This is a genomic window from Psychrobacter sp. 5A.1, from assembly GCF_030407455.1.
GTDB lineage: Bacteria > Pseudomonadota > Gammaproteobacteria > Pseudomonadales > Moraxellaceae > Psychrobacter.
In genome coordinates this window covers 785-12,745 of sequence record NZ_JASDDJ010000080.1, presented here as the reverse complement: position 1 = coordinate 12,745, position 11,961 = coordinate 785, and the positions used below count along the sequence as shown (strand labels likewise).

9 protein-coding genes and 1 pseudogene are annotated in these 11,961 nt (G+C 42.4%); 7 read left to right on the top strand and 3 right to left on the bottom strand.

All coding sequences use genetic code 11. The features are described from left to right. Positions 1 to 80: 80 nt before the first annotated feature. A pseudogene (locus tag QL982_RS13200) lies at positions 81 to 908 on the top strand (haloalkane dehalogenase); the annotation flags it as partial. 169 nt (positions 909 to 1,077) lie between these two features. Here QL982_RS13200 and QL982_RS13195 read toward each other — a convergent pair. Both QL982_RS13195 and QL982_RS13190 read right to left on the bottom strand, forming a co-directional pair. Continuing rightward, on the bottom strand, positions 1,078 to 1,662 hold the full coding sequence (locus tag QL982_RS13195; RefSeq protein WP_290164983.1) for a TetR/AcrR family transcriptional regulator: 585 nt from the start codon (positions 1,660 to 1,662) through the stop codon (positions 1,078 to 1,080). Positions 1,663 to 1,801: 139 nt separating this feature from the next. Then, on the bottom strand, positions 1,802 to 2,482 hold the full coding sequence (locus QL982_RS13190) for a glutathione S-transferase N-terminal domain-containing protein (protein WP_290164985.1): 681 nt from the start codon (positions 2,480 to 2,482) through the stop codon (positions 1,802 to 1,804). Between the two features lie 284 nt (positions 2,483 to 2,766). Between QL982_RS13190 and QL982_RS13185 the strand changes: the two genes are divergently transcribed. The 6 genes from QL982_RS13185 to QL982_RS13160 all read left to right on the top strand — a co-directional run bounded on the left by QL982_RS13185 (position 2,767) and on the right by QL982_RS13160 (position 8,195). Then, complete coding sequence (locus QL982_RS13185) at positions 2,767 to 3,057, top strand: putative quinol monooxygenase (RefSeq protein ID WP_290164987.1); 291 nt, start codon at positions 2,767 to 2,769, stop codon at positions 3,055 to 3,057. A 637-nt stretch (positions 3,058 to 3,694) separates the two neighbouring features. Further along, complete coding sequence (locus QL982_RS13180; RefSeq protein ID WP_290164989.1) at positions 3,695 to 4,249, top strand: carboxymuconolactone decarboxylase family protein; 555 nt, start codon at positions 3,695 to 3,697, stop codon at positions 4,247 to 4,249. Positions 4,250 to 4,359: 110 nt separating this feature from the next. Next, on the top strand, positions 4,360 to 5,013 hold the full coding sequence (locus tag QL982_RS13175) for a DsbA family oxidoreductase (RefSeq protein ID WP_290164991.1): 654 nt from the start codon (positions 4,360 to 4,362) through the stop codon (positions 5,011 to 5,013). 70 nt (positions 5,014 to 5,083) lie between these two features. Then, a complete protein-coding gene (gene yghU, locus QL982_RS13170) occupies positions 5,084 to 5,959 on the top strand; it encodes a glutathione-dependent disulfide-bond oxidoreductase (protein WP_290164993.1) in 876 nt (291 codons plus the stop codon). 52 nt (positions 5,960 to 6,011) lie between these two features. Continuing rightward, the gene (locus tag QL982_RS13165) at positions 6,012 to 6,554 is read left to right on the top strand and encodes a peroxiredoxin-like family protein (protein WP_290164995.1); all 543 of its coding nucleotides are present in this window, start codon (positions 6,012 to 6,014) and stop codon (positions 6,552 to 6,554) included. Between the two features lie 678 nt (positions 6,555 to 7,232). Next, positions 7,233 to 8,195, top strand: a complete 963-nt coding sequence (locus tag QL982_RS13160) for an acyltransferase (protein WP_290164998.1) — start codon at positions 7,233 to 7,235, stop codon at positions 8,193 to 8,195. Positions 8,196 to 8,650: 455 nt separating this feature from the next. Here QL982_RS13160 and QL982_RS13155 read toward each other — a convergent pair. Continuing rightward, on the bottom strand, positions 8,651 to 11,961 hold a 3,311-nt coding region (locus QL982_RS13155; RefSeq protein WP_290190380.1), incomplete at its 5' end, for an Ig-like domain-containing protein.

The window sequence follows — 11,961 nt, the reverse complement described above, 5'->3', positions numbered from 1 at the left end:
TTTGTTGGTCATACTATTTTCCTTCTTTGGGTTAGTATAACCTCTTAGCAGCTGTCCAAGTTTATTATGCCACTACAGAGGGAGGTGAGCTACGAGTACACTACCTTGATGAAGGCCCAAGCGATGCTGAGCCTATCTTGTTATTACACGGTGAGCCTTCATGGTCTTATTTGTATCGTAAAGTCATTCCGATATTAACCGCTGCAGGACACCGTGTGATTACGCCAGACCTACCTGGGTTTGGACGTTCAGACAAGCCAGCATCGCGTACTGATTACACTTACCAGCGCCATGTCGACTGGATGCAATCGGTGCTCGACCAGTTGGATTTAAAGAACATCACGCTATTTTGTCAAGATTGGGGTGGTTTGATCGGCCTGCGTTTAGTAGCGGCACATCCTGATAAATTTGATCGCGTCGCAGCAGGTAATACGATGCTGCCGACTGGGGATCATGATCCTGGAGAAGGGTTTCGCAAGTGGCAACAGTTCTCACAAGAGACGCCGCAATTTAATGTAGGAGCAACCATAAAAAGCGGTACCACAACGACACTCTCACAAGCGGTAATCGATGCTTACGATGCCCCCTTCCCTGATGAGTCCTATAAAGAAGGCGCGAGACAGTTCCCACTACTTGTACCTACAACGCCAGACGATCCCGCTTCAGAGAATAATCGAGCGGCTTGGGTTGAGCTAAGCAAATGGACCAAGCCATTTATCACATTGTTTAGTGATTCTGACCCCGTAACTGGTGGCGGCGATCGCATCATGCAAAAGCTGATTCCGGGTACCAAAGGCCAAAATCATACGACTATCACTAACGGTGGTCATTTCCTGCAAGAAGACCAAGGCGAAACGTTGGCTGAACTTTTACTGAAGTTCATCAATGACAATCCAAAAGCGCTGTAATAAACGACAAAACCCTGACTGCTAGTACATTAGCAGTCAGGGTTTTTAGTAATGCCATGATGATTGATCAACGATGAAATGCACGAGCGGTCACAACCAAATTAATGGTGTCATATAAAAAATAACGGCGTGACTATATACTGGAGAGGCTGCTTTTTATGTAACATTGTCACACGATATTTTTGAAAATATCGTCAATATACTTTTCTACTGCATCGCTGTCCTTGGTGACTTGTGCATAAGTCCTGAGACCTATAATTTGAATTTGGAAATAACGTGCCAGCTCAATGGGATTTTTCTCTGCACTAATCTCGCCACTATCAATGGCTTGTCCAAAGAGAACGGCAAACGACGCCTCTATACTTTCTAAAATACTCGTGGCGTGCGCTAGCAAATCTGGACTGTCATTCTGAGTAAGCTCAGCGACTGTCTTGACGATCATACACATCCCGCTTGGCGCAGTCGCACTATTACAAACAATCACCGTATGAATAAAGTCTTTTAAACCATCCAGCACTGTGTCTGTTTGCTCAATACAATCGGCCAACCTCTTGGCACCATCTGCTGCGTAACGGCTCAATGACTCTGTGAACAGCTTGTCTTTACTACCAAAAGCTGCATAAATACTACCTGGGTGCAGGTTCACCACATCTTGCAGGTTGCGCATCGATGTCGCGTGATAGCCTTTTTCCCAGTAGAGATTTTTTGCTTTTTCGATCACATCCTCACGATTGAACTTTATCGGAGCACTCATAATTTTCACCTTAATATCTTTGCCATAAAATCTATTTTAAGGCAAAGTTTGTAGAATCAACCTTAGTTACTGGTTTTAATCACTTTTTATACTATAAGGCTGTTTGAAGGGCAAGGCTGTTTGAAGGGCTTTGCTGTGATTAACTGTTTTTATCAAAGTTTTGCGGGTAAAGCGCGCGTGCAGCAACGTCATCAAACTCCGTTTTGAAATCAATAGTTTCAGGAATGTCACGGGCTTTTTGTACAGCAGGACGGGCGTCAATACTATCAAACCAACGCTTTAGATTTGGGTAATTATCTAAACCACCTTCACCTAGCACGACTGTCGCCTTATCAATCCAGCCCCAAGTAGAAATATCAGCGATTGAATAGCTATCACCGACCATATATTCACGACCTTCTAGATGTGTCTCTAGCACTTCATAATGACGTTCAGCTTCACGAAGATAACGATTAATCGCATATGGAATTTTTTCTGGCGCTTTGTGCCTAAAATGAACAGATTGACCAGAATAAGGGCCTAAACCCGTTGCTACAAACATTAGCCACGACAGCATCTCACTACGATCTTCTGGCTGTCCTGCCAGCTTTCCTGTTTTTTCGGAAAGGTACATTAAGATAGCCGTAGAATCAAACACGCGTTTGCCATCATCTTCAAGGGCAGGTGTTTTACCATTTGGATTGATAGCGCGGTATTCAGGCGTATGCTGCTCCCCTTTTAGCGTATCTACTGCCACAAGCTCATAAGGCAGCCCAGTTTCTTCAAGAAACAATGCTACTTTCATTGGGTTTGGTGTTTGGTGAAAATAAAATTTAAGCATAACCTTATCCTATTAGAAGACAGTCGTCTAATGACTATCAAATCTGGTGACTATATTAATGGCTATAAAAGCTGTAATGAGACAACAAAAACAGACGTCGCAATTTGAAGCACATTTTTATTGTCTGATATACAATATAACCACAAATGAACGGTCGTTCAAGAAATGTTATATATTGATATAATAAACATAGGGTCGATATAACCTTGTTCTTACATAGTCACTTTTGCCAACAGGTATCTTCACAACTTATCTAACCATCACACTAATACAAAGGATTAAAAATGTCTACATTAACGGTTATTGCTCATATAACAGCAAAAGACAACAGCATCGCTCTCGTAAAAGCTGAGCTCGAAAAACTCATATCAGCTACCCGCAGCGAAGAAGGCTGTATTCGTTATGATTTGTTCCAAGATAATGAAAAGCCCACTCACTTTATGTTTCATGAAAGCTGGGCCACCCGCGAGCTATGGCAAATCCATATGGAAAACCAACACCTAAAAGATTTCTCCACCGCAACAGAAGGCGCGATTGAGTCATTTGTTGTACATGAGATGACCGAAGTTAATTAATTTCGTCTCGATTCACTCAGTATTGAAATCATGATATATCTGTAATAAGAAGGAGAGCATATCGCTGCTCTCCTTCTTATTTTTTCTATACTAGGGCGTGTCATCAATTAGCACATTGATACATTTAATGGCCTTAAAAAGGCTAAATTTTGTCAAACAGCTGGTTAATATCCCGATATTATCTGCACTATTTTCCTCGTTTGACGGCAATTTATCTCATTTTTATCACCATTTTTGAAATGAAGACACGCCTTAATACCTCAAGATGACAGTTCGATTGGTTTTCTTAGCATTAACAATCGTCTCAAAGTCGAACAACCACTTTTCTATCGTTATCTTCATATCATTACTTACACAGTGTTACTTTATTAAAGTATTGATATTACTGTCATAATTTCGATTATTAAGAGGTATGTAATTGAGCCATTACAATTTAATTGAACGATTACTCAAATAATTATTGAGCGATTGCTCAATATCATTTATAGTGGTCTCTATTGACTCGCTTACTAAGCAAAGCCGCTAATTTTGAGTAACCACTCAAGATAATAATTAAATGTAAATCGGCGACTGCTTTGAAGCTGGCATGCAAACGTAAAACACACCAAATCTCAAACCTATTATTAGGAATTATGTTATGACCAAATTTACTCTACACGATAAAGACACAGCCCCAGCAGAAAGCAAAGACTTACTTGATTCTTCTATCAAAGCATTTGGCATGGTACCCAACCTACACGCCGTGATGGCTGAAGCGCCTGGCTTGCTCGAAGGCTACCAACAGCTACATCAACTGTTTTTAGACAGCAGCTTTGATGATGAAGAAACCACGGTTGTATGGCAAACTATCAACGTTGAGCATGCTTGCCATTACTGTGTACCAGCTCATACTGGTATTGCTAAAAGCATGAAAGTAGATGACGCTATCACGGATGCATTACGTGATGAAACGCCACTACCAACTGAAAAATTGGAAGCATTGCGTACCTTCACACTATCTGTAGTCCGTAATCGTGGTAACGTTGATGACAGCGCGGTTCAAGAATTTTTAGATGCAGGCTACACCAAGCGTCAAATTCTTGAAGTTATCCTTGGTGCTGCTCAAAAAGTAATGAGTAACTACACGAACCACCTAGCTAACACACCAATTGACAAACCATTCCAGAAATTTGAATGGCACAAAGCTGACTAATACGTTTTTCGGCTAACGCTGACACAGTCCATTTGATGTTTTCATACTGTTGTTCGAAACATCTTCGGGCAGCAGTTTTTCATTTTAATTTATCGCTAATGAGAGATCCTATGGAACAGGCAAAAAAACCCTTACAAATAGACATCGTGTCAGACGTTGTGTGCCCTTGGTGCGCTATCGGTTATAGCCAACTGGCCGAGGCACTAAAACAAACCAACACGCCGCACGAGATTCACTGGCATCCATTTGAGTTAAATCCTAATACGCCGCACGAAGGACGAAACTATCGTGAGCATATTATGGAGAAGTACGGTACGACTGCTGAGGACATTCAAGAGAGCCGAGCCAGAATGACAGCAGCAGGTGCAGAAGCTGGATTCAATTTTCAGTTTACCGATGACTTTCGTACTTACAATACTTTTAATGCCCATCAATTGCTACATTGGGCTGATCAGCAAGGACGTATGCACGACCTAAAACAAGCATTGTTTGTTGCGCACTTCGTTGATAATAAAAACGTGGCTGACAGTACCGTACTGGCAGATGTCGCAGCAGATATTGGACTAGATCGTTTTGAGGCGCTTACCGTTATCGCAGATCAACGCTTTGCCGATGTGATACGTGAAGCCGTACAGCATTCAAAGCAGCAAGGTGTTCAAAGCGTACCATCGGTTATCTTTAATGGTCGGCATCTGGTGAGCGGCGCACAAGGTGTAGAAAACTACAAAAATATCTTAAAGCAACTAGCAGACATGCCAGAATAAAAACCATAAACTGGATCTGATTTACCAATTACACCCTACTGAGCACAGTATATAAAAAGGTATCATCATTATGTCAAACTCTAATCATTACGAGCCACCCAGCGTCTGGACATGGGATGCAGAAAGCGGTGGTAAGTGGGCAAGTGTCAACCGCCCTATCGCTGGCCCAACGCATGAAGCAGAACTACCTCGCGGCAAACATCCGTTGCAGATTTATTCAATGGGCACCCCTAACGGCCAAAAAGTCACCATCATGCTCGAAGAGTTATTGGCGTTAGGTGTGACAGAAGCTGAGTACGATGCGCATCTTATTCAAATTGGTGAAGGTGGACAATTCTCGTCAGGTTTCGTTGAGTTGAATCCAAACTCAAAAATTCCTGTGCTTTTGGATACAGAGACAGGCAGCCGTGTGTTTGAGAGTGGTGCTATTTTATTTTATCTGGCCGAAAAATTTGGAAAGCTACTTCCTAAAGATGCTGCCGCACGCACTGAAGTGATGAACTGGCTCTTTTGGTTACAAGGTTCTGCTCCTTACCTTGGTGGCGGTTTTGGACATTTCTATGCTTATGCACCCGAAAAATTTGAGTACCCTATCAATCGATTCACGATGGAAGTGAAACGCCAGTTAGATGTACTAGAACGTGAGCTTGCAGAAAATCGCTATTTAGGCGGCAATGAATATACGATTGCAGATATCGCCACTTGGCCTTGGTATGGCAATCTAATACTAGGCGAAGCATACAATGCAGGAGAGTTCCTACAAGTTGAGAGCTATCCAAATGTGCGTCGCTGGGCAGCTGAGATTTTAGAACGTCCTGCTGTGCAACGTGGTCGCAAGGTAAACCGCACTTGGGGTGAACCTGCTGAGCAATTACACGAACGTCATGACGACTCAGATTTTGAGCTAAAAACTCAAGATAAATTAGATGCTCAAATCACTGAATAAACGAACAAATAAACACTAACCATAAAAATACTATGTAAAAAGGATAAAAATTATGTCAACAGATTATGCTCAAAAAATTCAAGCCGGTACTACGTTTCCTGAAATGGAAGTACCAGTGTTAAATGGTGAAATGACTTCGTTAGGCAAACCCGAAAACGGTCATGACTGGAAACTGGTGGTTGTATACCGTGGTAAGCATTGCCCGATTTGCACAAAGTATCTAAATACTTTAGAGACTGTGAAAGACTCTTTCTATGATATAGGCATTGATGTCATCGCAGTATCGGCAGACAGCAAAGAGCAGTTAGAAGATCATCTAGATCAGATAGATGTTAGTTTCCCTATGGCTTACGGTCTGACCATCGAACAGATGAACACGCTAGGTCTGTATATCTCTGACCCACGTTCAGAAAAAGAGACCGATCATCCTTTCGCTGAGCCTGCTGTGTTCGTTATCAATGCTGAAGGAAAAGTGCATATTGTTGATATCTCAAACGCACCATTCTCTAGACCAGATCTTGAAGCCTTGGCAAATGGTTTGGCCTTCGTTAGAAATCCAGAAAACAACTATCCTATCCGCGGTATGCATGGCTAAGTAAAATAGTGGATATTGATTGTTAATTGTTGATTTTTGACTCACTCGACTGATTGAAGCACAAAGGGCGTATTGAGATAATTCCTCGATACGCCCTTTTTTTGTCTGAGCAAAAGCTTACGCCTCTAAAGCGTATACTCCATCTGAACCCTAATCTGCAAATGAACTAAAAATGCCTTTCAAATAAAGCTCATAGACGAAAAAATTATAGACGAGGCATAATATAAGCGCTATATTTAAAGCCGAAATAGGATTATAAAACACTTCTACCCCAAACGGTTTGTAACGCCTTCCTTTTTTCCCCATTCATTGTCATAGATAAATCAGACAGCTTTTATGGTCTGCGATCTATTTTTTTGAATAAGCCACTATTAGTCGAGGCGGTGTCCTCATTTAGATTGTGAGGCTTAAAAGGAGGAGAAGTTTGGTCAAACAAGGAAGGGCTCGCCATAAATACAAACATATTGACAAGACTTCTGGTGAAATTTGGCAAAATGTAGCCATTTTAAGATCACTCAATATATAAAAGTGCGAATCAATGCCACGCCCTATATATTTTGACTCATAAACACTGTTTATTATTTGTTGGCAACACTCGTACACTGAGATTGATTTCTGCTAGAATCATGCAGCAACATTATCAATATCTCATCATAGATATGAGTAAAAGGATTTAATATGCGATTGAAATCAATCGTTCAAAAATTACATGAACGCGCCCCAAAACTGGGCAAAGCAGCATCATTGACCACTGCCACCAGTGTTATTACCTTTAATAGTATCTTGGCTGGCCTGCCTGTCTGGGTAATGGGCGCCACGAAAGCCATCACTGGCGCTGCCATCGCTGACAAAGCCGTTATCGATGTGACGAATTATTGGATCAATAGTAACAATGCTCTGATCGACAACGTATTACCACGCAAAGACTGGCGCATTAATTTGCCTGACGACGTGCATACAAACGGTAAGTATTTACTGGTTAGCAATCATCAGTCGTGGGTTGATACCAGTATTGTGCAATATATCAGTGAAAACCGTTTGCCCTTGACGCGTTTTTTTACAAAGTTTGAGCTCATATATATCCCCGTCATTGGTCAAGCTTTCTATTTTCTCGATTTTCCCATGATGCGTCGACATTCCAAAGAAGCTGTCGCCAAAAACCCTGCCCTAAAAGGTAAGGATATCGAAGAAGCAAAACGAGCCTGCGCGTTGCTCAAAGACAAGCCTTTTACGCTACTGAACTATCTAGAAGGAACACGCTTTACCCCTAGCAAACATGACAAGCAAAAATCCCCTTATACACATTTGCTTAAGCCACGCGCTGGCGGGATGTCTCTAGCGATGAGTGCTTTAGGGGAAGAAATCGATGGGATTTTGGACATGACGATTGTCTATCCTGATGGTGTGCCCACTTATAGTGATTTGTGGAAAGGCAATATCAAACGTCTAGGCGTCGATGTACGACATATTGAGATACCCAAAGATCTGTTTACGGCTATCAAGAACGGCGGTTATGAAACAGATGAAGCAATAAAAACACAGATGTTTGATTGGGTCGAGCAGATATGGCACCAAAAAGATCAGCTGATCACAGACATGCTTGCTGAATTTGAGACTAACGACACCGCTGAAGAGGCTTAGAAAAATCTCTATACCAAAGGTTCTTATTATTTGATAACCTTAAGGTGTTTAGGGCGTGTATTCAATTCTATCGATAGCCTTTTAGGGCAGTACTATTTTTTGCCAATATATGGCGAAATTGTTTAACCTAGAATGACGAGGCATCAAAAATTTCACGGCATATTGTCTAAAAAATAGTAACTGCCAACACCACATTTGAATGTTCAACAGACCCTAGATAAACCCTGTGAAAAACGCCTCCATTTTGGAAGCGTTTTAAAGAGTAAAATACGATTAGCCAATATTAGAGCGTGTCTTAAATTCACTCGATAGTTATCTAAATGGGCTAAAAACAGCTAGATTTTGCCAAACATCGTCAAACAGCTGGTTAATATCCCGATATTATCGGCACTATTTTCCTCGTTTGACGGCAATTTATCTCATTTTTATCACCATTTTTGAAATGAAGACACGCCCTAGATAATAGTGGTGATATTAGTATCAATATAAATCTGTGTAGCCGTATCACTGTCTAATTGCCACACGTTATATACTCGACCATTAGCATCTGTGACATCTGTTCCTGCATCGACCCAAGTTGAAGGGTTGTTCGCGCCATCTACGTCACTAAGATCAGCACCAATACCGCCTAAATCTACGGTATCATCGCTATCCCCTTTCACATAAATGGGACTCGATGTTCCTGAGTTGGTAATATCTGCTGCTTGGATAGTAAGCGTATTAGCACCAGTACCAATAATATCAATCACTTCTGTTTGCAATATATCAGATAGACTAAGGGTTTGGCCTGATCCAGTTAAGTTAATAGTATCAAAACCCTCACCGCCTATAATATTAATATTTAGAGCTGCGTCGATATTGATAGTGTTTGCACTATCATCTAGTCCATCTAACGACGATTGAAGTATATTATTGGTGATATTAACAATGTCATCACCAGCGGCCATATCAATTGTGAAATTGAGGTCAATGACTAGCTCTGCAGTATCACTAGTCAGCCCATCAGAAATAGTATAAGTAAATACCTCTGATTGGCCTGACGATGCATAATCACCGTTAGCCGTATAAGTATACTCACCATTTTTATCAATAATGAGCACACCGTACTCACCATTGATAGCAAGTGCATCAACACCGTTTAATTGAGTAGGCGTCGGTACTGAGGATAAATTATTATTGCTCGCTATCGTAGTAAGCGTGGTGGTTGGATTAATAACATCTTCACCTGACTCATCAGTGACTGAAGGCTCAGGGTTGATAACATTACCTGTAGCCACGGTGTTATTATCAAAATTATATTCAGTTAATGTAGCAGTGACCTCAGTAGTTTCGAGTAGCGCCAAGGTATTGCTAAGAACTTGGGCAGCCACTGCGTCTAGCAAAGGATCAAGTGACGCACCTGCGGCAATTAAAATCGGTTGGGCTATACTGAGGAACTCACCAACACCTATGTCTGTTGTTAAGTTTAGAGCAAGCTCAAGAGTTAATCTGACGGTAGGACCCAAAGGGACACCTAGCCCCACTTCCACTGCATCTAAAATAGCAATTTGATTGTCAGGCCCTAATACCACACCTGCTTCACCGAGCTCTGCTACTGTGAGATTATTTATAAGCGTTTCTAGGGCACTGCTATCCTTGCTTACGACTACCTTATAATCATCTGGTTGTAAGCCAGATACTGTTGCTGTCAAACTACCATTATTATTCGTTAAACCTAAAACCTCTAAACCAGCAACATTGCCCACCAGTGGATTGTTTGCATTAGCAGCAATGTATAGAAGCTCGTTATTACTATTGTAAATCTCAAAACTTATCGCATCAGCTACTTGCACTAATGCATTTTCTGTAACCTCGATATTGACAGTACCGTTTGTATTAGCACTCACTGTAAAGCTTAAATCACTGTCCGCGCCATTATTTCCACCAAAGGCTTCAAGTGTTGTAGATTCAGCAGCATTTATGGGTACAGACGTGGTGACTTGCAATGTCAGATCAAGATTGTCAAGATCGTCTCGAGCGGTGATAAGTATGACTGTGTCTACTGTTACGGTCACTGTAGGGGCATTGCCACTCACGTTATCAAAAGTATCTTTGATGTTGTAGCTAAGCGTGTACTCACCATCATCTAAAGCAACCACTGGCGTTAGCGTGTAGCTGCCATCTGGGTTTACAGTAACATCGGCGGCCACCACCGTACCATTAACCACCAACTGCGGTGTGCCATTAGCGACTTGATCAGCAGGTACGACCACACTTGGAGTATTGTCATTGGTAATACCCCCATCGGCAATGAGTTCTGGTGTGGTAAGCACATCACCACTGCCATTGTTGGCCACATTGTCGGTAATGACAGGAGCATCGATAGGGCTTGCAAAATCAATACTGATAGCGGCCGTTGCGGTATTACTTTCGTTACCTACTTTGTCCTTGATGCTTGCGGTCACTGTGCTACCAGGCTGAACATCTAATGAGTAACCTGTGCCCAGCACTTTCCAAGTTAATATGATTTCTTGACCATTAACGATCAATGTATCACCAAGTTGTGCATCATTAGGAGCTTCAACTACGACGGTAACGGTGCCATCAACATTCAAATCGTTTTCGTTGTATTCACCTTCACTACCACTGGGTATCGGTACATTAATAATAGGTTCAGATGCTGCAACTGTATCACCCAAACCAATGACTGACTGTGGTTCAGAGCTATTACCTGCAGCATCTGTAGCCGTGACCTGTACTTCTTGGTCTTTATCAAGCGCAGGTTTGACTGTTAATTTAAAATCCCCTAATGCATCAGCGATAGTGACAAAATCAGACTTGCCATCTCCATTGATATCGACGCCAACGATAGCCCCTGCTTCGGTTGTGCCTGTAATCGTAGTGCTATCAGGTTTGCCGTTACCATCATCATCTGGGCCATTAATCACCATTGGATCGACTGTTAGAACAGGGGCTTCTGTATCGCCCACTCTCGCAAAATCTTTACCAGTGCCTGATTGAGTGCCATTTTGATAAGTGACTACCGCTTTGACGAATAATGTTTCTCCTTCTGCTGGAATATCTACAGAGGTCATAAAACCGTTGTCAATCATGTCTTGAGTAATAGAGGTGTTAATACCGTTGACTGTCAAAATATCATCTACTTGCGCATCATCTGGTAGTGCAATAGCAACCGCGATTTTGCCTGCTTCAAGCAAATCGGAACCAGTAATTAGAGCATCATCCCCTTCTAATATGTTGACAAGGGGAACGTTGTCACCGTCTTTACCGTCAGCACCTTGTAGCGAAGTAATAAAGTCTTGCTGAGTCAGACCCGTATTGCCAGGTAGCGCCTCCCAGATCTCATAGGCCGATTGGCCATCTATGCCATCAGCACCAGTGATAGAGTCGATGAAGTCTGCGACGGTTTTGCCGCCATTGCCTGGTATCGCCTCCCACACCTCATAGGCGGAGGCCCCATCAGCGCCCGTGGCACCAGCGATCCCTTGGGCGCCCGTGATGGCGTCGATAAACTGCGCTTCACTCTTACCAGCATTGCCTGCAAGTCCTTCCCATACCTCATAGGCGGAAGCACCTGTGTCGCCTTGTAGCGAAGTAATAAAGTCTTGCTGTGTCAGACCCGTATTGCCAGGTAGCGCCTCCCAGATCTCATAGGCCGATTGGCCATCTGTGCCATCTGTGCCATTGGTGCCATCAGCACCAGTGATAGAGTCGATGAAGTCTGCGACGGTTTTGCCGCCATTGCCTGGTATCGCCTCCCACACCT

What these genes read in the sequence shown, in the direction of transcription:
- QL982_RS13175 (WP_290164991.1), top strand. Translation starts at nt 4,360, where the DNA reads ATGGAACAGGCAAAAAAACCCTTACAAATAGACATCGTGTCAGACGTT.
- QL982_RS13180 (WP_290164989.1), top strand. Translation starts at nt 3,695, where the DNA reads ATGACCAAATTTACTCTACACGATAAAGACACAGCCCCAGCAGAAAGC.
- QL982_RS13165 (WP_290164995.1), top strand. Translation starts at nt 6,012, where the DNA reads ATGTCAACAGATTATGCTCAAAAAATTCAAGCCGGTACTACGTTTCCT.
- QL982_RS13185 (WP_290164987.1), top strand. Translation starts at nt 2,767, where the DNA reads ATGTCTACATTAACGGTTATTGCTCATATAACAGCAAAAGACAACAGC.
- QL982_RS13190 (WP_290164985.1), bottom strand. Translation starts at nt 2,482, where the DNA reads ATGCTTAAATTTTATTTTCACCAAACACCAAACCCAATGAAAGTAGCA.
- QL982_RS13195 (WP_290164983.1), bottom strand. Translation starts at nt 1,662, where the DNA reads ATGAGTGCTCCGATAAAGTTCAATCGTGAGGATGTGATCGAAAAAGCA.
- yghU (WP_290164993.1), top strand. Translation starts at nt 5,084, where the DNA reads ATGTCAAACTCTAATCATTACGAGCCACCCAGCGTCTGGACATGGGAT.
- QL982_RS13160 (WP_290164998.1), top strand. Translation starts at nt 7,233, where the DNA reads ATGCGATTGAAATCAATCGTTCAAAAATTACATGAACGCGCCCCAAAA.